Annotated in this window: 18 protein-coding genes; 9 read left to right on the top strand and 9 right to left on the bottom strand. The window is 75.2% G+C overall.

The genetic code is table 11. The features are described from left to right. Nucleotides 1–11 precede the first annotated feature (11 nt). From BUE37_RS06820 to BUE37_RS06790, 7 genes are all read left to right on the top strand, one after another. On the top strand, nucleotides 12–1,505 hold the full coding sequence (locus BUE37_RS06820) for an amidohydrolase family protein (protein ID WP_073419272.1): 1,494 nt from the start codon (nucleotides 12–14) through the stop codon (nucleotides 1,503–1,505). Nucleotides 1,506–1,514: 9 nt separating this feature from the next. Then, nucleotides 1,515–2,333: an IclR family transcriptional regulator domain-containing protein gene (locus BUE37_RS06815; protein ID WP_073419271.1), complete on the top strand. Its 819-nt coding sequence runs from the start codon at nucleotides 1,515–1,517 to the stop codon at nucleotides 2,331–2,333. A gap of 29 nt (nucleotides 2,334–2,362) precedes the next feature. Beyond that, on the top strand, nucleotides 2,363–2,932 hold the full coding sequence (locus BUE37_RS06810) for a hypothetical protein (protein ID WP_073419270.1): 570 nt from the start codon (nucleotides 2,363–2,365) through the stop codon (nucleotides 2,930–2,932). 158 nt (nucleotides 2,933–3,090) lie between these two features. After that, complete coding sequence (locus BUE37_RS06805) at nucleotides 3,091–3,693, top strand: acyl-CoA-like ligand-binding transcription factor (RefSeq protein WP_073419269.1); 603 nt, start codon at nucleotides 3,091–3,093, stop codon at nucleotides 3,691–3,693. Nucleotides 3,694–3,773: 80 nt separating this feature from the next. Beyond that, nucleotides 3,774–5,444, top strand: coding sequence for an MDR family MFS transporter (locus BUE37_RS06800; protein ID WP_083628371.1), 1,671 nt, complete (start codon nucleotides 3,774–3,776; stop codon nucleotides 5,442–5,444). A gap of 142 nt (nucleotides 5,445–5,586) precedes the next feature. Beyond that, on the top strand, nucleotides 5,587–5,805 hold the full coding sequence (locus tag BUE37_RS06795) for a ribbon-helix-helix domain-containing protein (protein WP_245794344.1): 219 nt from the start codon (nucleotides 5,587–5,589) through the stop codon (nucleotides 5,803–5,805). Next, nucleotides 5,792–6,139: a type II toxin-antitoxin system PemK/MazF family toxin gene (locus BUE37_RS06790; protein ID WP_073419267.1), complete on the top strand. Its 348-nt coding sequence runs from the start codon at nucleotides 5,792–5,794 to the stop codon at nucleotides 6,137–6,139. The genes BUE37_RS06795 and BUE37_RS06790 overlap by 14 nt, the downstream gene beginning before the upstream one ends. Before the next feature lie 78 nt (nucleotides 6,140–6,217). Here BUE37_RS06790 and BUE37_RS06785 read toward each other — a convergent pair whose 3' ends face one another. Genes BUE37_RS06785 through BUE37_RS06745 form a run of 9 tightly spaced genes read right to left on the bottom strand, consistent with a single transcriptional unit; the run spans nucleotide 6,218 to nucleotide 21,732 of the window. After that, nucleotides 6,218–8,440 carry a glycoside hydrolase family 3 C-terminal domain-containing protein gene (locus tag BUE37_RS06785; protein WP_245794342.1) on the bottom strand — a complete coding sequence of 741 codons (2,223 nt, stop codon included), beginning with the start codon at nucleotides 8,438–8,440 and terminating at the stop codon, nucleotides 6,218–6,220. Then, the gene (locus BUE37_RS06780; RefSeq protein ID WP_073419266.1) at nucleotides 8,437–9,912 is read right to left on the bottom strand and encodes a glycoside hydrolase family 43 protein; all 1,476 of its coding nucleotides are present in this window, start codon (nucleotides 9,910–9,912) and stop codon (nucleotides 8,437–8,439) included. Before BUE37_RS06780 ends, BUE37_RS06785 begins: the two co-directional genes overlap by 4 nt. Then, on the bottom strand, nucleotides 9,909–12,527 hold the full coding sequence (locus BUE37_RS06775) for a glycoside hydrolase family 78 protein (RefSeq protein WP_073419265.1): 2,619 nt from the start codon (nucleotides 12,525–12,527) through the stop codon (nucleotides 9,909–9,911). Before BUE37_RS06775 ends, BUE37_RS06780 begins: the two co-directional genes overlap by 4 nt. Next, nucleotides 12,524–13,444, bottom strand: a complete 921-nt coding sequence (locus tag BUE37_RS06770) for an alpha/beta hydrolase (RefSeq protein ID WP_073419264.1) — start codon at nucleotides 13,442–13,444, stop codon at nucleotides 12,524–12,526. Before BUE37_RS06770 ends, BUE37_RS06775 begins: the two co-directional genes overlap by 4 nt. Then, the gene (locus BUE37_RS06765; RefSeq protein ID WP_073419263.1) at nucleotides 13,441–16,089 is read right to left on the bottom strand and encodes a family 78 glycoside hydrolase catalytic domain; all 2,649 of its coding nucleotides are present in this window, start codon (nucleotides 16,087–16,089) and stop codon (nucleotides 13,441–13,443) included. Before BUE37_RS06765 ends, BUE37_RS06770 begins: the two co-directional genes overlap by 4 nt. Beyond that, nucleotides 16,086–17,102 carry an ABC transporter ATP-binding protein gene (locus BUE37_RS06760; RefSeq protein ID WP_073419262.1) on the bottom strand — a complete coding sequence of 339 codons (1,017 nt, stop codon included), beginning with the start codon at nucleotides 17,100–17,102 and terminating at the stop codon, nucleotides 16,086–16,088. Before BUE37_RS06760 ends, BUE37_RS06765 begins: the two co-directional genes overlap by 4 nt. Further along, nucleotides 17,099–19,111, bottom strand: a complete 2,013-nt coding sequence (locus BUE37_RS06755; RefSeq protein WP_073419261.1) for a dipeptide/oligopeptide/nickel ABC transporter permease/ATP-binding protein — start codon at nucleotides 19,109–19,111, stop codon at nucleotides 17,099–17,101. Before BUE37_RS06755 ends, BUE37_RS06760 begins: the two co-directional genes overlap by 4 nt. Then, nucleotides 19,108–20,112 carry an ABC transporter permease gene (locus BUE37_RS06750; protein WP_245794340.1) on the bottom strand — a complete coding sequence of 335 codons (1,005 nt, stop codon included), beginning with the start codon at nucleotides 20,110–20,112 and terminating at the stop codon, nucleotides 19,108–19,110. Before BUE37_RS06750 ends, BUE37_RS06755 begins: the two co-directional genes overlap by 4 nt. A gap of 12 nt (nucleotides 20,113–20,124) precedes the next feature. Next, complete coding sequence (locus BUE37_RS06745; protein ID WP_083628369.1) at nucleotides 20,125–21,732, bottom strand: ABC transporter substrate-binding protein; 1,608 nt, start codon at nucleotides 21,730–21,732, stop codon at nucleotides 20,125–20,127. 167 nt (nucleotides 21,733–21,899) lie between these two features. Here BUE37_RS06745 and BUE37_RS06740 point away from each other — a divergent pair, with 167 nt between their 5' ends. After that, on the top strand, nucleotides 21,900–22,712 hold the full coding sequence (locus BUE37_RS06740) for an IclR family transcriptional regulator (RefSeq protein ID WP_245794338.1): 813 nt from the start codon (nucleotides 21,900–21,902) through the stop codon (nucleotides 22,710–22,712). A 235-nt stretch (nucleotides 22,713–22,947) separates the two neighbouring features. After that, nucleotides 22,948–23,505, top strand: coding sequence for a quercetin 2,3-dioxygenase (locus tag BUE37_RS06735; RefSeq protein ID WP_073419259.1), 558 nt, complete (start codon nucleotides 22,948–22,950; stop codon nucleotides 23,503–23,505). Nucleotides 23,506–23,562: the final 57 nt, after the last annotated feature.

Below are 23,562 nucleotides of genomic sequence, written 5' to 3'. Positions count from 1 at the left end.
AGGAGACCTCCGTGACCCAGCCCGAGACCCCCGCCCCGCAGGCCGGCCGCCCCGTCGTCCTCCGCGGCGGCACGGTGCTCACCATGGACGACGCCGGCACCGTGCTGCGCGACGCCGACGTCCTCGTCGTCGGCGACCGCATCGCCGCCGTCGGGCCGGCGCTGGAGGTCCCCGAGGGCACCGAGGAGGTCGACGCCACCGGGGGCATCGTGATGCCCGGGATGATCGACACCCACCGGCACATGTGGCAGACGGCCATGCGCGGCTACGGCGCCGACTGGTCCCTCACCCAGTACTTCGTCTGGTACTACCTCGAGCACGGCCGCCGCTTCCGCCCCGAGGACGTCGCCGCCGGCAACCGGCTGGCCGCCGTCGAGGCGCTGGACGCCGGCGTCACCACCGTCGTCGACTGGTCGCACGGGCTGCAGACGGTCGACCACGCGGAGGCCGCCGTCGACGCCCTGCAGTCGGTGCCCGGCCGGTACGTGCTCGCCTACGGCAACATCCAGGCCGCGCCGTGGGAGTGGACCGCCGACAAGGCCGTGCAGGCCTTCCTCGAGCGCCGCCGCACCGGCGCCGGCGACCTGTTCGACGTCCAGCTCGCCTTCGACGTCACCGGCGACCCGGCCTTCCCCGAGAAGGCGGCGTTCGAGGTGGCCCGCGACCTCGGCCTGCCGGTGACCACGCACGCCGGCGTCTGGGGCGCCACCAACGACGACGGCATCCGGCTCATGCACGAGCACGGCTTCGCCACCCCGGAGACCGTCTACGTGCACGCCGCGTCGCTGTCCCCCGACAGCTACCACCGCATCGCCGCCACCGGCGGGTCGATCTCGGTGTCCACGGAGTCCGAGCAGAGCGCCGGCCAGGGCTACCCGCCCACCTGGCAGGTGCGCGCCCACGGCATCCCGGTGTCGCTGTCGATGGACACCAGCGTGTGGTGGAGCGGCGACCTGTTCTCCGCGATGCGCACGACGCTCGGCGCCGACCGCTCCCGCGAGCACTTCGAGGCCCACCTCAAGGGCGAGACGGTCACCCACCTGGCGCTGCGCGCGCAGCACGTCGTGCAGTGGGCCACCCGCGGCGGGGCGGCGGCGCTCGGCCGCGACGACCTCGGGCGCCTCGTGCCGGGCGCGAAGGCCGACGTCGTGCTGCTCAAGAACGACGCCTCGCCGGTGTCCTTCCCGCTGCTGCACCCCTACGGCCACGTGGCCTTCCAGGCGCAGCGCGGCGACGTGCACACGGTGCTCGTCGACGGGCGGGTCGTGAAGTCGCAGCACCGGCTGGTCGGCGTCGACCTGGCCGCCGTGCGGCGCGAGGTCGAGGCGACCGTGGAGCACCTGCGCGCCGACATGGGCGCGGACGTCTGGGAGTCCGGCATGGACCCGGAGCTGCCCGAGGGCAAGGTGCTCGACAACCCGTACCAGTACACCGACTACCGCTCGGAGACCACGCACGCCGCCCGCGAGGAGGCCTTCGAGCGGCACCTGGCCGGGGAGCGCTGAGGCACCGCCGTGGCCGGACGCGGTGAGGGACCGGACTTCGTCGAGGCGCTGGCGCGCGGCCTGGACGTGCTCACCTCCTTCGGTGCCGACCGGCCGGCGATGTCCCTGTCGGAGGTCGCCGCGGCCGCCGGGCTCGCCCGCCCGACGGCGCGGCGGCTGCTGCTCACGCTCGAGGAGCTCGGCTACGTCCGGTCGGCCGGGGGGACGTTCTCGCTGACGCCGAAGGTGCTGTCGCTCGGCATGGCCTACGTCGGCGCGCTGGGGCTGTGGGACGTCGCCCGGCCGCACCTGGAGGCGCTGGTCGCGCGCACCGGCGAGTCGTCGTCGATGGCGCAGCTCGACGGGTCCGACATCGTCTACGTGGCCCGGGTGTCGGTGCCCAAGCTGATCACCCTGCGCGTGGAGATCGGCACGCGCTTCCCCGCCGCGCAGACGTCGCAGGGCAAGGTGCTGCTGGCCGCGCTGCCGGCCGGGGAGCTGGACGCCGTCCTCGCCCAGCCGAGCCGCTCGGGCCTGCCGCCCTACATCGGGCGCTCGCCCGAGCAGCTGCGCGAGGAGCTCACGGAGGTGCGCGCCCGCGGCTGGGCGCTGGCCGACGAGGAGCTCGCGCCCGGGGTCCGGTCGGTCGCCGTCCCGGTGCGCGACGGGCACGGCGCGGTGCGGGCGGCGATGAACGTGACCGTGCACGCCGCGGAGACCTCCACCGAGGTCCTGCTCGCCGAGCACCTGCCCGCGCTGCTGCGCACCGCCGGCGAGGTGAGCGCCGACTGGGCGCGGTGGCAGTCCCGGCCGCACGTGGAGGTGGACCGGTCGCGGTCCGCCGGATGAGACGCGGCGGGATCGGGTACCCCCGGCCCATGAGCGGGAAGTCGGCGGAGGACTACGCCAGGGACTACACGGACCCGGAGCTGCGCGAGCGGCTCAAGGAGGAGATCAAGGCCGGCGACAGGGGCGGGCAGCCCGGCCAGTGGAGCGCCCGCAAGAGCCAGCTCCTCGCGCACGAGTACGAGGCCCAGGGCGGCGGCTACGTGCACGAGGGCGAGCGCACCGAGTCCCAGCGGCACCTGCAGGAGTGGACCGGCCAGGACTGGCACACCGCCGACGGCGGCGACCGTGCCCGGGGCGAGGGCGGCACGAAGCGGTACCTGCCGGACGCCGCCTGGGAGCTGCTCTCCGACGAGGAGAAGCGCGCCACGGACTCCCGCAAGCGGCACGGCGAGGAGCAGCACGTCGCCAACACCGACGCCGCCAAGGAGGCGCGGAAGGCCGCCGAGCTGCTCGACGCGAAGGCCGACGAGGCGAGGCGCGCGGTGGGCCGCATGCACGGCGACTCGCAGCTCGACCGCGCGGAGAAGGCCGAGCGCGACCTCGGGAAGGGCCGCAAGACGGTGCTCGAGGCGATCGAGCGGCAGCGCGACCGGGACTGAGCGACACGCAACAGGATCAGGCGGCCTGATCGTGCTGCGTCCTGACTCGCGGTCTGCGGTGAGCCAGGACGCGCGGCGGTGCGCCAGGACGCCGATCGACACGCCGTGCAGTACGCGCAACTTTGCACTGACTGCACCTTTCGGGCGATGATGAGCGGGTGACCTCCGGCCTGCGCGAGCGCAAGAAGCTCGCCACCCGCCTGGCGCTGCACCAGACGGCGCTGCAGCTGGTGGCCGAGCGCGGCCTGGACGGCGTCTCTGTCGACGACATCGCCGGCCGGGCCGGCGTCTCCCCGCGCACCTTCTTCAACTACTTCCCGACCAAGGACGACGCCGTCGTCGGGATCGACGCCTCCGCCGTCGGGCAGGCCGCCGAGCGGTTCGCCGCGCGGCCGGCGCACGAGTCCCCGGTCGAGGCGCTGCGCGCCGTTCACGCCCAGCAGGCCGCCGAGATGGCCGGCGAGCCCGAGACTCTGTGGCCGCTGCGGCTGCGGGTCATCGACGAGCACCCGGTCCTGATCGCCCGGCTGCACGCGGTCTTCGGCTCCGCCGAGCGGGCCCTGGCCGAGGCGATCGCCGTCCGCACCGGCACCACCGTCGGTGCCGACCTCTACCCGACGCTGCTCGCCGCGGTGTCCGGGGTGGCCGTGCGCGCCGCCCTGCACGCCTGGCTCGCCAGCGACTTCACCGAGTCCCTGCCCGCCCTCGTCGACGAGGCCTGGGACGTGCTCGCCGCCGGGCTGCCCGCCCCGCGCCCCTGATCCCCCGAGCGGCCGGCGCCGTCCGCTCGCCCCCCGGTGCCGCGCGCCCGCGGCACCGTCGCACGACCCGTGGAGAACGAGTGAACCCGCCGCCCGACGGCACCGCCCCGCCCATCGTCCTGACCCGGCGCCGCATCAACGTGATCTTCTCGGCGCTGCTCGCCGGGATGCTCGTCGCCGCCCTCGACCAGACGATCGTCTCGACGTCGATGCCGACCATCGTCGGCGAGCTCGGCGGCGTCTCGCACATGGCGTGGGTGACCACCGCCTACCTGCTGGCCACCACGCTGGTCATGCCCGTCTACGGCAAGTTCGGCGACCTGTGGGGTCGCCGCACCCTGTTCCTCGTCGCGATCGGCCTGTTCACCGTGGCCAGCGTCGGGGCCGCGCTGGCGCCCGACTTCGGCTGGTTCGTCTTCTGGCGCGGCGTGCAGGGCCTCGGCGGCGGCGGGCTGATGATCCTGTCGCAGGCGATCATCGCCGACATCGTCCCGGCGCGGGAGCGCGCGCGGTACATGGGCCCGATCGGCGCGCTGTTCGGGCTGTCGGCCGTCGCCGGCCCGCTGGTCGGCGGCTTCTTCACCGACACCGCGGCCCTGGGCTGGGAGTGGTGCTTCTGGATCAACGTGCCGGTCGGCGTGGGCGCGTTCCTCATCGGGTGGATCGCGCTGTCCCTGCCGCGCCGGCGCAGCACCACCCCGCTCGACGTCGCCGGCATCGCCGCGCTGTCGGCCACGACGACGTCGCTGGTGCTGTTCACCGACCTCGGCGGCAGCGACGGCTGGACCGACCCGTGGACGCTGGCGCTCGCCGCGGCGTTCGTCGTCTGCGCGGTCGTGTTCGTGCTCGTCGAGCGGCGCGCGGTCGAGCCGATCGTGCCGCTGACGCTGTTCCGCAACCCGACCTTCGTCGTCGCCACCGCCATGGGCATGGCCGTGGGCCTCGGCATGTTCTCGGCCATCGCGTTCATGCCGACGTTCCTGCAGATGAGCTCCGGCCTCTCGGCGGCGGGCTCCGGCCTGCTCATGTTGCCGATGACCGCCGGGATCATCCTCACGATCCAGTCCTCCGCGGCGGTCATCCTGCGCACGGGCCGGTACAAGCGGTTCACGGTCGCTGGCGTGGCGGTCATCCTCGCGACGATGGTCTGGATGACCACGCTGACCGGCGGGACGTCGCTGTGGGTGATCGGCGCGATGTTCTTCGCCCTCGGCTGCGGGCTCGGGCTGATCATGCAGAACGTCGTGCTGGCCGCGCAGAACGCCGTCCCGGCCACCCAGATCGGCACCGCCACCTCCACGAACAACTACTTCCGCGAGGTGGGCGCCACCCTGGGCGTCGCGGTCTTCGGCACGCTGTTCACCAGCCGGCTGGCGGAGAACCTCACCGGCGCGCTGACCGCGAACGCCCCGCAGGCGGCCGCCGCGGGCATCAGCTCGCCGGACACCCTGGTCCCCTCGGCGGTCGACGCGGCCGGGGAGCCGCTGCGGACGGCGATCGTCGACGCCTACGCGGGCTCCCTCGCCCCGGTGTTCTGGTACCTGGTGCCGGTCCTCGCCGTCGCGCTGCTGCTGTCGTTCCTGCTGCGCGAGATCCCGCTCGCCGAGCACGCCGGCATGGTCGCCCGCGGCGAGGCGGTCGAGTCCGAGGAGGAACTCGCGACGCTGCTGCGGTCGGGCGCGCAGGCCGCCGTCCCGGCGCCCGAGCCGACCCTGCACGGACCCCGCGACGACGACCAGCTGCGCGTCTGAGCGCGTCCTGACCGGAGGGGATGTGCGGCTGGGGTGCGGTGCGGACCCCGGACACGCCCCGGCTGCACATCACCTCACCCCTCGGTTGCATCCACCGCCGCGGTTCGTGCTACCCGGGTAGCATCGCGGTGTGAAGCTGAGCGTGAGCTTGACCGAGGAGGACGTCGCGGTCCTCGACGACTACGCCCGGTCGGCCGGCCTGCGGTCCCGATCGGCGGCCCTGCACCACGCGATCCGGCTGCTCCGCCATCCGGACCTCGAGGACGACTACGCCGCGGCGTGGGAGGAGTGGCAGACCTCGGGCGAGGAGGCCGTGTGGCAGACGACGACGGGCGACGGGCTGGACGATGCTCCGCGGTGAGATCCGGCTCGTCGACCTCGAGCCCGTCCGCGGCAGCGAGGCGGGCAAGCGCCGACCCGCGGTGGTCGTCAGCAACGACCGGGCGAACGCGGTGGCCGACCGGCTCCGGCGGGGTGTGGTGACCGTCGTACCGGTCACCAGCAACACCACCAGGGTCTTCCCCTTCCAGACCCTGCTCTCTGCCGAGGACACCGGCCTCCGGGTCGACAGCAAGGCGCAGGCAGAACAGGTACGCGCGGTCGCGGTCGAGCGCGTGGGCGCCGTGCTGGGCCGCGTCCCCGCGGCGGCGATGGCCGCCCTCGACGACGCGCTCCGGCTCCACCTGCAACTCTGACCGACCGCTGTACCCCGGTGGCCCGGCACCGTGCGGATCCCGCGCCCCCGGGTTCCAGCACTCCCTGGCCCGGGCGCGTCAGCCGGCGCGGGCGGCCCGGGCGACGGCGACCAGGCGGTCGAGCTCCGCGGGCGGGATGGCGGCGCCGAAGTCGGCGGCGAACCGGCGCATCGGCATCGACCCGATCATCTGCAGCATCCCGGCGTGCATCTCCGCGGCGCCGTCCGGCAGGGCGGCGAGGAACCCCTCGAGCAGCTGCGGCCCGACCACCGGGTGCTCGAACCACTCGGCCACCGACGAGCCCAGCGTGAGCTCCGGGACGACGGTGTCGCCGGTCAGCGTCACCCTCTCCTCGGCCAGGACCTCGGCGGCGTTCGCGCAGACCTGCACCGTGTACTGACCCGGCGCGACGACCCAGCCGCTCTCCCGGACGTCCCAGTGGGCGAAGGCCCTCCGGTCGAGCGCCAGCTCCACCGTCCGCGACTCCCCCGGCTCCAGCGGCACCTTCGTGAAGGCGCGCAGCTCCCGGGCGGGGCGGCGGACCGGGCCGGCCGTCGTCGCGACATAGACCTGGACCACGTGCCGGCCGGCCCGCTCGCCGGTGTTGGTCACCGTCACCGACACGCTCGCCGCGTCGTCGCCGGTGACGGCCACCCGCAGGCCGGAGGTCTCCACGGTCGTGTACCCCAGCCCGTGGCCGAACGGGTAGCGCACCGGGCGGCCGACGGTGCAGTGGTGGCGGTAGCCGACCATCACGCCCTCGCCGTAGCGGACGTGCCCCTGCTCGCCGGGGAAGGTCAGGAAGCTGGGGGTGTCCTCCAGGCGCAGCGGGATCGACTCGGCCAGCCGCCCGGAGGGGCTCACCGCTCCCGTGAGCAGGTCGGCCAGCGCGCTGCCGCCCGCCTGGCCGAGCAGGAAGCCGGCCAGGACCGCGTCGACGTCGTCGTGCCAGCCCTCCAGGGACACGACGCCGCCCGAGGACAGCACGACGACGGTGCGCGGGGCGGCTCGGGCCACCGCCCGGATGAGCTCGACCTGCACGGCGGGCAGGTCGAGGGTGGTGCGGTCGAAGCCCTCGGACTCGTCGTCCTCGGCCAGTCCGGCGAAGACGACGGCGACCTCGGCGTCGCCGGCCGCGGCGACGGCCTCCTCGCGGAGCGCGGCGGCGTCGCCGGAGCCGTCGAGGGAGAAGCCGGGCGCGAACGACAGCGCCGGGAGCGCCGCCCGCAGCGCGGTCAGCGCGTCGTCGACCCGGGTGGCGTTGACGTGCGAGCTGCCGCCGCCCTGGTAGCGCGGCGTGCGGGCGAACTCGCCGACGACGGCCACCCTCGTCCCCGGGGCCAGCGGGAGCACGGCGCCGTCGTTCCTGAGCAGCACCGCGCACTGCGCCGCGAGCTCGCGGGCCAGCGTGTGGTGCGCGTCGGCGTCGAAGCCGTCGGTCGGCTCGGCGACGAGGTCCGCGAGCGCGGCCACCCGCCGGGCGCTGCGGTCGACGAGCGCCTCGTCGAGGTCCCCGGCGCGGACGGCCTCGACCACGCGGCGGTTGCCCGCACCGGAGTCGCCGGGCATCTGCAGGTCCAGGCCGGCGGCCAGCGCGGCGACCCGGTCGTCCACGGCGCCCCAGTCGGAGACGACGACGCCCTCGAAGCCCCACTGCTCGCGCAGCACCTCGGTGAGCAGCCAGCGGTCCTGCGACGCGTACACGCCGTTGACCCGGTTGTAGGCGCACATGACCGTGGCCGGCCGCGCCGAGGTCACGATCCGCTCGAAGGCGGGCAGGTAGATCTCGCGCAGGGACCGCTCGTCGACGTCGGCGCTGACCTGCATGCGCTGCGTCTCCTGGTTGTTGGCCGCGAAGTGCTTGACCGAGGCGCCGACACCCTGCGCCTGCTGGCCGGGCACGTGTGCTGCGCCGAGCACGCCCGTGAGCAACGGGTCCTCGGAGTAGTACTCGAAGTTCCGCCCGCACAGCGGGGACCGCTTGATGTTCACCCCCGGGCCGAGGACGACCGGCACGCCGAGGGCGCGCGCCTCCCGGCCGACCGCCGCACCGACCCGCTCGGCGACGTCGGGGTCCCAGCTCGACCCGACGGCGACGGCCGGCGGGAAGCAGGTGGCCGGCAGGCTCTGCAGCAGGCCGATCCGGTCGAAGTCGTCGGCCTGCCGGCGGACGCCGTGCGGTCCGTCGGTGAGGACGACCGACGGCAGCCCGGCCTCCTCCACCGCGGGCGTCGACCAGAAGTCCTGCCCGGACAGCAGCATCGCCTTCCGCTCGAGGGGCAGGTCGGCGGGGTCGGTCACGGGAGCTCCTGCGGGTCGTCGGCGCCGGCGTACGCGAACGAGCGCACCACGAGCGAGCCGCGGGCGCACCAGACGCCGCCGAGCCGGCCGGTCATCCCACCGGCGACCTCGGTGGACACGTAGCGCCCGTCCAGGCGGCCGAGCTCGACGGAGCCGCCCGCGCCGACGAGGCAGGCCACGAGCACGTCGGGCGCCAGCGCCGTCGAGGAGAAGTGGCCCTCGCCGGGGAGCGTCCGGATCTCCAGGGTCACGTCGCCGCCGGTCACCTCCGCCTCCCCCAGGACCTGCCGCAGCGGGCCGACCTGCGCCACCGCGCGCACCCGGGTGCCCTCGACCTCGACGTCGAGGGAGTGGCGGGCGTCGATCCGCAGCGTCAGCCCGCCGACCCCGTCGGAGGCCCGCACGACGGCGCGGAACAGCGCGTGCTCGTGCTCCTGGCGGCGGCCCACGAAGGCCACGTCCTCCGACGCCGGGTCGGGGTCGGCGGCGGTCAGCCGCCAGCCGCCCTCCACCCGGGTGAGCACGTCGCCGGGGAACCGCCGCGGTGCCGCCCACGCCGGGCCCGCGAGGTCCTCGGTGACCGCGACCGCGCCGCCGGGCGGGGTCAGCCACTCCCCGAGCCGGGGCCAGCCGTCGGCCCACTCGACCTCGGCGGCGAAGGTCTCGCGGCCGAGGACGTGGAACTGGGGGCTGGTGCCGCGCGGGCGCACGCCGTGGAAGACGACCGCCCACGAGCCGTCGGCCCGCTGCACCAGGTCGGCGTGCCCGGTGTTCTGCACCGGCGACTCGACGCCCCGGTGGGTGAGCAGTGGGTTGTGCGGACAGGGCTCCCACGGCCCGGCCGGCGACGGGCCGCGGGCCATCGTCACCGCGTGCCCGCGCTCGGTGCCGCCCTCGGCGATCAGCAGGTACCAGTGGCCGCCCACCCGGTACAGGTGCGGCCCCTCGGGGAACCGCCCGCCGGTGCCCTGCCACAGCCGCCGCCGCCCGGTGAGCGGCGTCCCCGTGGCCGGGTCGACCGCCTGCTGCACCAGCCCGGCGGGGCCGCCCGCCCCGAAGCCGGCGTAGCTGACCAGCAACGTGCCGTCGTCGTCCCAGGTGAGGTCGGGGTCGATGCCACGCACGTCCGGCATCCGCACGGGGTCCGACCAGTCCCCCAGCGGGTCCTCCGCGGAGGTGAGCAGCTGCCACCCGCCGTCGGCGAGGTTGGTGGTGACCAGCCAGAACCGGCCGTCGTGGTGGCGGAGGGTGGGCGCGGTGATCCCGCCCGACCCGGGCGCCGCGGAGACGTCGAGCTGCGAGGGCCGGGCCAGCACGTGCCCCACCTGCTCCCAGGACACGAGGTCGGCCGAGCGGTACAGCGGGACGCCCGGGGCGTACTCGAAGGACGAGTGCACCATCCAGTAGGCGTCCCCGACCCGGACGACGCTCGGGTCGGGGTGGAAGCCGGGGACGACGGGGCGCGGCGTCACGCGTGCGCGTCCGGGTCGAAGAACAGTGCCGGCCTCTCCACCGGGCGCGGCTCCTCGATCGTGCAGGTGAACGCGTGCCGGCCCGGGCCGGCCTCCCGCGGCGCGCTGCCGTCGGGCAGCACCACCTCCGCCGTCGTGTTCGGCGGGACGACGACGTCGAGCGCGAACGCCGTCCCCCCGGTCAGCGCCCAGGACACCGACGCCGTCCCGTACGGCGTCTCGTGCGTGGCCGCCGCCGAGGTGAGGCCGGGCCCCGGGCGCGGGGCGAACCGGATCCGCCGGTAGCCCGGCGCGGCCGGCGCCAGCCCGGCCACCGTGCGGTGCAGCCAGTCGGCGACCGCGCCGAAGGCGTAGTGGTTGAACGACGTCATCTCGCCGGGGTTGATCGTCCCGTCGGGGAGCATGGAGTCCCAGCGCTCCCAGATCGTCGTCGCGCCCATCGTCACCGCGTACAGCCACGACGGGTTGCCGCGTTGCAGCAGCAGCTCGTAGGCGGTGGCCAGCTCGCCCGCGTTCGTCAGGGCGTCGGTGACCAGCGGCGTCCCGAGGAAGCCGCTCGCGATGTGGAACCCGTCCGCCAGCACCTGCTGGGCCAGCAGCCGGCCGGCGTGCTCCCGCTGCCCGGGCTCGAGCAGGTCGAACTCCAGCGCCAGGGCGTAGGCCGTCTGCGACGGGAAGGCGACCCGGCCGTTCGGGGAGACGTACTCGGCGCGGAAGCGGGCCGCGGCCCGCTCGCCCAGCTGGGCGAACCGGGCGCCGTCGCGCCCGAGCACCTCCGCCGCCTGCGCCACGGTGCGCGCCGAGCGGGCGAGGTAGGCGGTGGCCACGCACTGCCAGGGGGTGCGGGCGGCGGCCGGGTTGTCCGGCGGGGCGGCGGTGTCGAGCCAGTCGCCGAAGGAGAACCCGCCCCCGGGGAAGTCGAGGTGTTCCCCCGCCCGCGCGGCGAACGCGTCGATCCACGCGGTCATCGAGTCCCACTGGGCGGCGAGCAGCCCGGTGTCGCCGGTGCGCTGGTAGAGCACCCACGGGACGACGACGGCGGCGTCGCCCCACCCGGTCTCCGGCTGCTGCGGGAAGGGCAGCAGCGGCAGGAACGGCACGTACATGGGCACGACGCCGTCGAGCTCCCGCTGCTCGGCGGCGAGGTCGGTCAGCCAGGAGCGGAGCATGCCGGTGGTGTCGTGGAGGAACGACGCGGTGGGCGCGAACACCTGCAGGTCACCGGTCCAGCCGAGCCGCTCGTCGCGCTGGGGGCAGTCGGTCGGGATGTCGAGGAAGTTGCCCCGCATCCCCCAGACGACGTTCTCGTGCAGCCGGCTGACGTCCGGGTCCGAGCACGTGAACGTGCCGGTCCGGCGCATGTCCGTGTGCAGCACCACCGCCTGCAGGTCCTCCGGCCGCAGCTCGCCGGGCCAGCCGGTCACCTCGGCGTACCGGAAGCCGTGGAACGTCGACCGGGGCTCCCAGGTGCGCGGGCCGCGCCCGTCGAGGACGGCGACGTCGGTGGCACGGGCGGCCTTCAGCGGCCGGGTGCCGAGCTCGCCGTGCTCGAGCACCTCCGCGTGCCGGACGGTGATCTCGGTGCCGGCCGGACCGTCGGGCAGGGACAGCCGGAGGCGGCCCACCAGGTTCTGGCCGAGGTCGACGAGCACCCTCCCCGACGGCGAGGTGGTGACCGCCCGCACGGGGAGGACCTGCGTGCGGCGCACCGGCGGTCCGGTGGGGGCCACCAGCGTGGCGGCGTCGAGGTCGGCGACCTCGACCGGCGTCCAGGCGGCGTCGTCGAACCCGGGCGCGGACCACCCGGGCAGGTCGCGGCGGAAGTCGACCGTCTCGCCGGAGTAGAGGCCGGAGCGGACGGTGGGCCCGTCGGTCGTCGAGCGCCAGGCGCCGTCGGTGGTCACCACGGTGCGCGAGCCGTCGGGGTGGTCGACCTCCAGCTGCAGGAGGGCGCCGGTGCGGTCGCCGTACCACCCGCGCTTGCCGGTGAAGCCGAGGTACCCGGCGAACCAGCCCTCGGCCAGGTGCACGCCGATCGCGTTGGGGCCCTCGGTGAGCAGTCCCGTGACGTCGTGGGTCCGGTAGCGGAGCCGGTGCCGGTAGCTGGTCCAGCCGGGTGCCAGCACGACGTCGGAGACGGCGGCGCCGTTGAGCTCGGCCTCGTACACCCCCTGCGCGGTGGCGTACAGCCGGGCGCGGGCCACCGGCCGGTCGAGGACGAACTCGCGCCGCAGCAGGGCCACGGCCTCCTCCCGGGCGGGCAGCACCGGGCGCACCAGCCGCGCGCTCCAGTCGGCGGGCGACAGCAGGCCCGCCTCGACGGCGACCTCCTCGCTCCACGCCGACGGCTCGGCGTCGTCCTCTCCCCACACGCGGACGCGGACGGTGCGCCGCTCCCGGGAGGCGAGCGGCGGTGCGTCCCACGGCACGAGCACCGAGTCGGCGGAGTCGACCCGGCCCGAGGACCAGGTGCCGATCTCCAGCTCGTAGGCCACCTGCCGCCAGCCGGGCAGGTCGGTGGAGGTGACCCACGACAGCCGCGGCGTCGTCTCGCCGATGCCCAGCGGCTCCCGGTGGTGCTCGGCGGTGACGGGGGCGACGGTCACGTCGCTCATCGGACCCGGTCCCCGAGCAGCGCGTCGGCGAGGTACGCGACGGAACGGTCGACGATCCCGTCGACGTGGTCGCACCCGAGCCAGATGTGCCCGGCACCCTCGACCGGCTCCAGCTCCGAGGTGGCGCCGGCCTCCTGCAGCGCGGCGTGCAGCGCCTCGCTCTGCGCGTACGGGACCAGCCAGTCGGCGGTGCCGTGCAGCAGCAGGAACGGGGGCGCGTCCGCGGTCACGTGGGTGACCGGGCTGGCGTCGGCGCGGGTGGCGTCGGTGAGGCCCGCGACCAGGTGCTCCTCCGGCGGTCCCCGCAGCTCCTCGGGGAGCAGGGCCGCGATCTCCGGCGGCGGCTCCTGCCGGGGCATGGTGGCGAGGTCGGAGACGCCGTACCAGTCGACGACGACGTCGACCGCGCTGGACTCCCCGACCACGCCGTGCGTCCCCTCCAGGTCGGGCCGGTGCCCGGTGAGGCCGAGCAGCGCAGCGACGTGCCCGCCGGCCGACTCGCCCCACGCGCCGATCCGGGTGGTGTCGACGCCGAGGTCGCCGGCGAACCGGCGCAGGTAGCGGACGGCGGCCTTCGCGTCGTGGAGCAGCGCGGGGAACGGCGCCTCCAGCGCGTGCCGGTAGTCGATGGTGGCCACCGCGAGCCCGGCGGCGAGCAACGCGTCGAAGACCTGGTCCACCCGCAGCGTCTCGGGCAGGTACCGGCGGTCGCCCATCATGAACGCGCCGCCGTGCACCCAGACGACCAGCGGCGCGGGCGCCGGGGTGTCGGGCACCCACACGTCGAGCTGCAGCGGGCGGTAGCCGAAGGCGACGGCGTAGGTGACGCCGGAGAAGTGGCGGGCGCCGTCCGCGCGCCGGACCGGCGGCGGCGGGGGCAGGAACCGGGCCGGACCGGCCCACTCGGTGGTGGTCATGCGGCGTCCTCCAGGGCGCTCGGGAACGTGTGGGTGCCGGGGCCGGCCGTCGTCGCGGTGCCGTCGGGCAGCACCACCTCGGCCTGCGTGCCGGCGGGGACCTCGACGGTCAGCGCGAAGCGGTCGCCGTCGACTCGCCAGGACGAGGCGATCCGGCCGTACGGGGACTCGTGGGTGGCCACGGCGGAGGTGAGGCCGCCGCCGGGCCGGGGCCGGACGCGGAACCGGCGGTACGCGGGCTCCAGCGGCTCGATGCCCGCGGTGTACCGGTGCAGGAAGGAGACGACCGCGCCCTTCGAGTAGTGGTTGAGCGAGTCGCGCGGCCTGCCCTCGGCGTCCACGCCGTCCCAGTGCTCCCACACCGTCGTCGAGCCGCGGTCGACCATCACCAGCCAGCCGGGCTCGGTGTCCTGCAGCAGCAGCTCGTAGGCGACGTCGAGGTGCCCGGCGTCGGCCAGCACGGGCAGCAGGTACGGCGTCGCCAGGAAGCCGGTGCCCAGGTGGGTGCCCGCCTCGCGCACCAGCTCTACCAGCCGCTCGGCGACGGCGGGCCGCAGCTCCCCGGGCACCAGGCCGAAGGCGAGCGCGCGCACGTGGTCGGCCTGGGTGTCGCTGACCAGCCGCCCGTCGCCGTCGAGGTACTCGGCCTGCCAGGCGGCGCGCACCCGCGCGGCGAGTTCGGCGTAGCGGGCGGCGTCGTCGTCGCGGCCGAGCACGGCGGCGATCTCCGCCAGCAGCCCCGCGCTGTGCGCGAACCAGGCGGTGGCGACGACGCCCTCGTCGGCGGCGACGAACGCGCCGAAGTCACCCACCTCCTCGCCGGGGACGAGCCACTCGCCCCAGTGGAAGCCGGTGTCCCACAGCCACCGCTCGTGCGGCGCGGGCTCCGGCCGCCGGGCCGCGCGGTCGGGGTGCCGCTGCTCGCGCGCCATCCGCTCCGCCCGGTCCAGCCAGCGCACCATCGCCGGCCAGGTCTCCTCGAGCACGCGGGTGTCCCCGTAGGCGCGGTACAGCTGCCACGGCACGACGACGACCGCGTCGCCCCACCCGGCCGAGCCGTTGAGGAACGACACCGGGCTCTCCCGCCCCTCTCCGCGCGGGCAGGGGCTGACGTTGGCGACCGTGCCGTCGGGCCACTGGTCGGCCACCACGTCGCGCAGCCACTTGGTGGAGAACCCGGCGACGTCGTAGAGGAACGCGGCCGTCGGCACGAACAGCTGCCAGTCGCCGGTCCAGCCGTGCCGCTCGCGGTGCGGGCAGTCGGTCGGGATGTCGCAGGCGTTGCCGCGGAAGCTCCACACGGCCGCCTCGTGGAGGGCGTCCACCCGGGCGTCGCTGCAGGCGAACGTGCCGGTGCGGCGCAGGTCGGTGTGCACCACGACGCCGCGCAGGTCGTCGGGCGTGAGGTCGCGCGGATGGCCCTCGATCCGCACGTACCGGAACCCGTGGGTGGTGCGGCGCGGCTCGAACACCTCGCCGGGCGCCCCGGCGGAGACCACGACGTCGACCTGGCCGGCCGGCAGCGGGTGCGGCAGGAACGGCAGGTCGGGCCGCAGGTGCTCGACCGTGACGTCGCCGTCGGGGCCGAGCCACTCGCCGTGGGTGAGCGTGAGCGTGGTGCCGGCGGGGCCGAGGTCGGTCAGCCGCACCCAGCCGTTGACGTTCTGACCGAGGTCGGCGACCTGGACGCCGGACGGCAGCCGGGTCATCGAGACCGGGACGATCTCCTCCACCCGGCGCACCGGCGGGGCCGGGCTGTCGACCAGCCCGCCGGAGCCGTGCTCGGCCACGGTGACCGGCTCCCACGCGGCGTCGTCGAAGCCGGGGGCGTCCCAGCCGCGCGGCAGCCGCGTGAGGTCCCACCGCTCGCCGGCGATGAGGTCGGCGGCGGTGACGTGGCCGGTCGCGCTGCGCCAGCCCGGGCCGGTGCCGAGCACGGTGACGGTGCCGTCGTCGTGGGTGAGGTGCAGCTGCGCGAGGAACGCGACGCGGTCGCCCCACTGGTCGGCCGAGCGCGTGACGCCGGTCTGCCCGCGGAACCAGCCGTCGGCGAGGACGACGGCCAGCGCGTGCCGCCCGGGCGCGACCGGGCCGGGGTCCAGCGTCTGCACCTGCAGCCGCCGGTCGTACTGGGTGTAGCCCGGGGTCAGCTCGGCGTCGCCGATGCGCGCGCCGTCGAGGAACGCCTCGTAGAGCCCCTGCGCGGTGGCGTACAGCCGGGCGGAGGTGACCGGCCGGTCCGCGTCGAACTCCCACCGCAGCAGGGCGGCCGCCCGCTCCCCCGCCGGGCCGGCCGGCATGGTGCCCGGCTCGATCCAGTCGGCCGACCAGTCGGTGGCGTGCAGCAGTCCGGTCTCGAACCACGCCGGGACCGACTCCGGGCTCGCGCCGAGGTCGGTGCGCACCCGCACCCGCCAGGCGACCCGCTGCGCGGAGGACAGCGCCGGGCCGGGCCACGGGACCAGGACGTGCTCCTCGTCCTCCACCCAGCCGGAGTCCCAGCCGTCGTCGGTGGTCAGCCGGTACGCGTGCTGCTCCCGGGCGCCGTCGGGGAGCCGCCAGGACAGGCGCGGCGACGTCGTGCCGAGGCCGAGCGGCTCGTCGAGGTGCTCGACGCGCAGGCCGTGCGGTGCCGCACCCGTCACAGGGCGGGGACCCGGTCGGCGTGGTGGCAGGCCGCCTCGGTGCCCTCGACCAGCCGCAGCGCGGGCCGCTCGGTCCCGCACACGTCGGTGGCCAGCGGGCAGCGCGGCACGAACGGGCAGCCGGTGGCCGACGGCTGGGCGACGCCGGCGGTGCCGAAGCCGGCGGCCTCGCGGGCCGCCCGGCGGGCCGCCTGCTCGGCGGGACGCGGCACCGGCGCGGCGGCGGTCAGCGCCACGGTGTACGGGTGGCGCGGCGCGCTGCTGACCGCCTCCACCGGCCCGGTCTCCATCACCTGCCCGCGGTAGAGCACCACGGTCCGCTGGGAGAGGAACCGGACGACGCCGAGGTCGTGGGCGATGAACAGGAACGCCAGGCCGTGCTGGTCACGCAGGTCGGCGAGCAGGTTGAGCACCTGCGCCTGGGTGGAGAGGTCCAGCGCGCTGACCGGCTCGTCGAGGACGACGACCCTCGGGTCGCACACCAGCGCCCGCGCGATGGCGATGCGCTGCCGCTGGCCGCCGGAGAACTGCGCCGGGTAGCGGTCGACGGCGTCGCCGGGCAGGCCGACGGACTCCAGGCCGCTGCGCGCCCGCGCCGCCGCCTCCGGGCCCCGCACGCCCATGAGCCGGAGCGGCTCGGCGAGCGTCTGGCCGATGGTGCGCGCCGGGTTGAGCGAGGAGTACGGGTCCTGGAAGACGACGCGCAGGTCGGCGACCTGGCGGCTGCGCTGCTTGAGCGACATCGCGGTGACGTCCGTGCCGTTGACCCGGATCGTGCCGCCGGCGGCCGGCTGCAGGCCGAGCACGGCCTTGCCGATCGTCGACTTGCCCGAGCCGGACTCGCCGACCAGGCCGACGGTCTCGCCGGGGGCGATGTCGAAGCTGACCCGGTCGATCGCCGGCGGCGCCTGCCGCGCCCTGCGGCCCGAGCCGTAGCGGACGACGAGGTCGCGGATCTCCAGCGCAGGGGTGGTGGTGGCCGCGGCGGGCGCGGCCGTGGCGGGGGCGGTCATGCGGGGACTCCGGCGGTCGGGGTGGGCTGGACGTGGGTCTCGTCGCCGGCGGACTCCGGCTCCCAGGTGGCGTGCTCGCGGGACAGCTCGTCGACCCGGATGCAGAGCACCGACCCGGTGTCGTGCGCGGGCAGTGCCGGGAACGGGGCGGTGCAGCGCTCCTCCGCGAAGCGGCAGCGGCTGGCGAACCGGCAGCCGGCCGGCCAGGAACCCGGCGGCGGGACCGTGCCCGCGATCGAGGCCAGCCGCTCGGGGACCGGCTCGCCCTCGGGCACGTGCGGGTTCGCCCCCAGCAGGGCCATCGTGTACGGGTGCGCGGGGGCGTCGAGCACGGCGGCGGCGGTCCCGGACTCCACGACCTCGCCGGCGTACATGACGGCGACCGTGTCGCAGATGTCGGCGACGACGCCGAGGTCGTGGCTGACCAGGACCACCGACAGACCGGTGTCGCGCACCAGCGCCCGCAGCAGCGACAGGATCTCCGCCTGCACGGTGACGTCGAGCGCCGTCGTGGGCTCGTCGGCGACCAGCAGCCGCGGCTCGCCGGTGAGCGCCAGCGCGATGCAGACCCGCTGCGCCATGCCGCCCGAGAGCTGGTGCGGGTGGCTCCTCAGGACCCGCTGCGCGTCGACGATGCCGACGTTGCGCAGCAGCTCCGCGGCGATCCGTCTCGCTTGCTTCCGGCCCACCCCGCGGAAGCGGCGGATCGGCCCGACGAGCTGGGTGGCGATCGAGAACATCGGGTCCAGCGCCACCATCGGCTCCTGGGAGATCATCGCGATCTCGCGGCCGCGCACCCGGTCGATCTCCCGCTCGGTCAGCCCGGCCAGCTCCCGGCCCTGCCAGCGGATCGAGCCCCCGGTCACCGCCACGCCGTCGGGCAGCAGGCCCAGGAGCGAGCGCGCGGTCATCGTCTTGCCGCAGCCGGACTCGCCGACCAGGCCGAGCACCTGCCCCTGCCGCAGGGAGAAGGAGACACCGGTGACCAGGTCGGGGCCGTCGTCGACGGAGACGGTGAGGTCGCGGACCTCGAGCACCGCCTCGGGGTCGGCCGGGGTCGCCGGGGTGACCGCCTGCACGGCCCGGCGCAGCGGCCGGCGGCGGCGCCGCACGGTCGGTGCGGCGGCCCGGCCGGCGAGGGCGTCGGCGAGCTCGTTGGCCGCGACGACGGTCAGCGCCAGCACCAGGCCGGTGGGCACCATGAGCCACGGCGCGTTGTAGATGTAGCCCGAGGCGTCCTGGATCATGAAGCCCCAGCTCGGCTCCGGCTCCCCCGGACCGAAGCCGAGGAACGCCAGTCCCGCCACGACCAGCAGGCCGATGCCGAACAGCTGCGCGGCCTGCACGGCGACCACCGTGGCCATCGACGGCAGCACGTGCACGAGGTTGACCCGCAGCGAGCCGAGGCCGTTCACGCGGGCGGCGTCGACGTAGAGGCGCTGGCGCACCGACTGGGCCACGCCGAGCAGCACCCGGTAGACGGCGGCCGAGATGAGCACGCCCATGACCGCCATGACCGGGTAGAGCCGGTTGCCGATCACGCCGATGACGGCGAGCAGCAGGATCGTCGCCGGCAGCGCGAGGAACACCTCGGTGGCCCGGCTGATGACCCGCTCGACGCGGCGGCCGCGCTCGGCGGCCACCAGAGCCAGTGGCAGGCCGATGCCGAAGGCGACGACGAGCATCAGCGCCGACGCCAGCAGCGGCAGCGCGCCGGCGGTGAAGATCCGGCTGAGCAGGTCGCGGCCCAGCGGGTCGGTGCCCAGCCAGTGCTCGGCCGATGGCAGCGCGAGCCGGTTCGCGGTGTCCTGCTGCCCCGGCTCGTAGGGCCGCCACAGCGGCGCGCTGAGCGAGGCGACCACGACGAGGACCAGCCAGCCGGCGCCGAAGACCCCGCCGGGGCGGCGCAGGAAGCCGGGCAGGCCGCGTCGGCGGCGGGCCTGCGGGACGGGCTCGGTGGCGACCTCGTCGGCCGCGGCCTCGGCGCCAGGGAGGGGCAGCACGCTCATGCCGCACGCACCTTCGGGTCCAGCGCCGCGACCAGCAGGTCCAGCAGCAGGTTGATGACGACGACGACAGCGGTGGCGACGACGACCACGCCCACCAGGGCCGGGAAGTCGCTCGCCGTGGCGGCGGCCTGGCTGGCCTGTCCGAGGCCCGGCAGGGCGAAGAGGTTCTCGATGATCACCGAGCCGCCGAACAGCGCGATGAACTGGATGCCGAGCGTGGAGACGACCGGCACGCTGGCGTAGCGGAGCGCGTGCACGTAGCGGATCCGCCACGGCGGCGTCCCCATCGCCCGCAGCGTGCGGACGTGCTCCTGCGCCAGCGCCTCGCGCATGCCGGCGTTGGCGGTCCGGGCGACGATCGCCGCGCCGCCGACGGTGAGGGTGAGCACCGGCAGCAGCAGGCTCTGCAGCCACGCGGCCGGGTCGGCGGAGAAGTCGACGTAGCCGGTCGCCGGGAGCCAGCCCAGCTGCAGGGAGATGAGGTAGACCAGCAGGATCCCGACCCAGAACGCCGGCAGCGACAGGGCGACGCCGCTGCCGGTGGTGATGCCCTTGCCCAGGCGGCCGCCGCGCACCGCGGCGGTCACGCCGAGCAGCACCCCGACGACACCGGACAGCAGGGTGGCGAGGAAGGCGATGGAGGCGGTGACCGGCAGCCGGTCGGCGAGGTCCGCGGCGATGTCGCGGCCGTCGATCAGGGAGGTGCCGAGGTCCCCGCGGAACAGGGCGCCCACGTAGTCGAGGAACTGCGCGTACAGCGGGCGGTTCCAGCCCAGGGCCTCGTTCTCCGCGGCCACCGCCTCCGCGGTGGCGCCGGGGCCCAGCCGGACCGCTCCCGGGGAGCTGTCGCTGGCGTGGACGAGCAGGAAGGTGATCAGGACGGCGGCCAGGAGGGTGCCGACCGCCAGGGCGAGTCGCCGGGCGACGTAGGCGAGCATCTGGGTCCTCGTGTCAGGGGTGTCGAGGAGGGGGCCGGTGGCCGCGGCGGGGACCGCGGCCACCGGCCGGGGACCTCAGCTGGCCGGCTGGACGGCCGACAGCACGAGGTAGTTGTTCGTCCCGGCGAAGGCGGGCTCGCTCACCGAGTCGGCGTTGTAGCCGGCGTAGGTGACGTCCTCGTAGACCGGGATGAACCAGCCGTGCTCGGTGATGGCCCGGTTCAGGTCGGTGAGCGCCTGCTGCTGCGCGTCACCGGTCGCGCCGAGCGCGGCGCCGAGGGCCGACTGGATGTCGGGCTCCTGCGCCTGCTGCATGTTCATGAACCCGCCGTAGAGGACGCCCGCGACGAAGCCGGCCGGGTTGGACCCCACGGAGAAGGGCCCGAAGATCACCGGGTCGGTGCGGACGGCCGCGAAGACCTGGTCGGTCGAGGTCGCGGTGACGAAGTTCAGCCGGATGCCGACCTCGGCCCACTGGCTCTGCACGGCGACGGCGTCCTCGTCCGGCTGGCCGAGCACGGTCAGGTCGACGTCGATGCCGTCCGGGTAGCCGGCCTCGGTCAGCAGCTCGCGGGCGCGGTCGGGGTCGTAGGCGAACTCCTCGTCGAGGGCGGGGTCGAAGCCCGGGGCGTCCTCGGGGAAGAACTGCGACGTCGGTCGGGAGCCGTCGTGCAGGTCGCTGACCAGCGACTCGCGGTCGGTGGCGAACAGCAGGGCCTGGCGCACCTGCTCGCTGCCGAAGGCCGGGTTGCTGCTCCCCAGCTTGTCGATCACCGGGAAGCCGACGATGGTGCCGCCGACGTCCACGGTGCTCTGCCGGGACTGGACCAGGTCGATCGTGGTGGGGTCCAGCTGGGTGGCGATGTCGGCCTGGCCGGAGACGACCGCGTTGGCCAGCGACTGCGGGTCGGTGATGACGTCGTACTCGATGGTGTCCCAGACCCACTCGTCGGCGGCCCAGGCGTCGTCGTTCTTGACCACGGTGTAGGTGCTCGCCCGGGTGGTCGCGTCCTCGTCGAGGACGTAGGCGCCCGAGCCGTCCGGGGTGGTCTCCAGCGAGGAGGGGTCGGCGACGCCGGTGGGCCCGACGATGACGCCGGTCGTGTCGGCCAGGTTCTGCTCGGGCGTCGCCTGCGGCTGCGCCCAGGTGATGACGACCGTGCGGGGGTCCTGGACCGTGACGTCGGTGATCTCCGACGCCTGGCCCGGCGCCAGGGAGCCGTACGCCTCCAGGTCGGGGTCGCTGCGCCGGTCGAGGTTGGCCTTGACCACCTCGGCGTCCAGCGGGGACCCGTCGGTGAAGGTGACGCCCTCGCGCAGGATGAGGGTGGTCTGGGTGTTTTCGGGGTTGTTGGAGAACTCCGTCACCAGGCTCGGCTCCACCGACCCGTCGGGCTGGGTGACGAACAGCGAGTCGTAGAGCGACGCGAAGAACTCGAACTGGCGCTGGGAGTACAGCAGCGGGTCGTACCCGGTCGGGGCGGCGTCGGCGTCGAAGGCGATGGTGAGCGTGCCGTCGGCGCTCTGACTGCCGCCACCCCCGCCGCCGCCGTTGCCGCCGCAGGCCGCGAGCGTGGCCGCGGTCGCCGTCGCGAGCACCGCGGCGCCGATCCGCACGGTCGCCGGCCGGGTCTGCCGGGAGGTCCGCGTGGTGAATCGATTCATCGTGTCCTGGCTCCTCATCCTCGACGGACGCGAGGGGTCTGGACGGCCGACCGGCGGCCGTGCGGGCTGCTCCGCCCGACTGCTCCAAGACGATGCGGACGTCTCCCCTGTGGCGTCAGGCACAATTCCGGCCAATGGCACGCGAGTGTGGTGCGCGCCTCAGCTGACGGGGAGGTGGCCGACAGGTGTCGGAGACGTCGCCCGGGGACGTGCCCCGGGTGCGGGGCAAGCGCCCGCCGCAGGGCGATCCGGTGGTCGACCGGGCGCTGGCGCTGCTGTCCGCGTTCGACGCAGCCCACCCGTCGCTGACCCTCGGCGAGCTGGCCCGGCGCAGCGGCATCCCGACCAGCTCGGCGCTGCGGCTGGCCGGCCGGCTCGTCGCGTGGGGCGCCTTGGAGCGCGACGCCGAGGGCCGGTTCACGGTGGGCCTGCGGCTGTGGGAGGTCGCCTCGCTGGCCCCGCGGGCCCGCGGGCTGCGCCAGGTGGCGATGCCGTTCCTCGGTGACCTGGAGGAGGTCACCCGCCAGCACGTGCTGCTCGCCGTCCGGGAGGGCGGGGACGCCGTGCTGCTCGAGCGGCTGTCGGCGCACGCGGCGATCCCGGTGCTCTACAGCGTGGGCGGCCGGCTGCCGCTGCACTCCACGGGCGTGGGCCTGGTGCTGCTCGCCTACGCCGAGGCCGACGTGCAGGAGGAGTACCTGTCCCGGCCGCTGCTGCACGAGCCGGAGCGCACGCCGGTGTCGGAGGCGGCGCTGCGGCGGACGCTGGCCGACGTCCGCCGCGAGGGCATGGCGCACTTCCGCCGGAAGGTGCCGCGGCCGATCGTGTCGGTGGCCGCGCCGGTGTTCGACGCCGCCGACCGGCTCGCCGCCGCCGTCTCGGTGGTCGTGCCACAGGAGGGCGCCGATGCGCGGGTGCTCGGGCCCGCGGTGCGCACCGCCGCCCGCGCGATCTCCCGCGGCCTGGGCGCACGCCGCCCCCTCGGTCCCGGCCGCTGAGCGAGCACCTCAGGCTGCGACCCCTCCCCGCCGCGCCGTCCCGCCGCGCGGGCCGTACCTCCGCGATCATGGAGCTGCGGTGGCGACACCCCGGCGGGCGCCGGCGCGTCCTCACGCCGGCTCCATGATCGCGGGAGCCACAGCGACGTGTGCCGCTCAATGGCACGGCCGTTGGTCGGGTGACCGGGGTCACGGATGCTCGACCGGTCAGCGTCGACCCGACCCGGGAGTGCAGATGAGCTTCGAGTACCTGATCGACCCGGAGAAGGGGCCGCAGTGGCAGGGGGTCCTGCCCGGCAAGCCCGTCCCCTACGTGCTCCGGCGCGGCGAGGGCGAGCACGCGAAGCTCTTCGGCGACCTGTTCACCGTGCTGCTCTCCGGTGAGGAGACGGAGAACCAGTTCGGGATCGTCGTCAGCGACTCCCCCGCCGGCGACGTCATCCCCACGCACTCGCACGACGCGACGCACGAGACGTTCTTCGTCCTCGACGGGAAGGTGCGGCTGTTCTTCGAGGACGCCGAGGGCGGCAAGCAGTCCCAGCTGCTCACCCCCGGCGACTTCGGCTACGTCCCCGCCGGCTTCGCCCACGCGTACCAGATCGTCGAGGACGCCCGGATGATGGGCACGCTGTCGGGCGGCTTCGAGCGGTTCTTCCAGCACATGGGCACCCCGACCGACTCCACGGCGACGGACCAGCCGCCGTTCGTCCCGGACTTCCCGCGCATGCAGGCGGCGGCGCAGCAGCACCGGATGCGGTTCCTGCGCGACTACACCTGGCCCGAGCAGGGCTGAGTCCCGCATCCCCTCACCGGGCGCGGCTCCTGCGTGGAGCCGCGCCCGTCGCGCGTC

It is taken from the genome of Geodermatophilus nigrescens (assembly GCF_900129495.1).
Classification (GTDB): domain Bacteria; phylum Actinomycetota; class Actinomycetes; order Mycobacteriales; family Geodermatophilaceae; genus Geodermatophilus; species Geodermatophilus nigrescens.
Note: the sequence above shows the minus strand (reverse complement) of the source record. Positions and strands in the feature narration are given on the sequence as shown.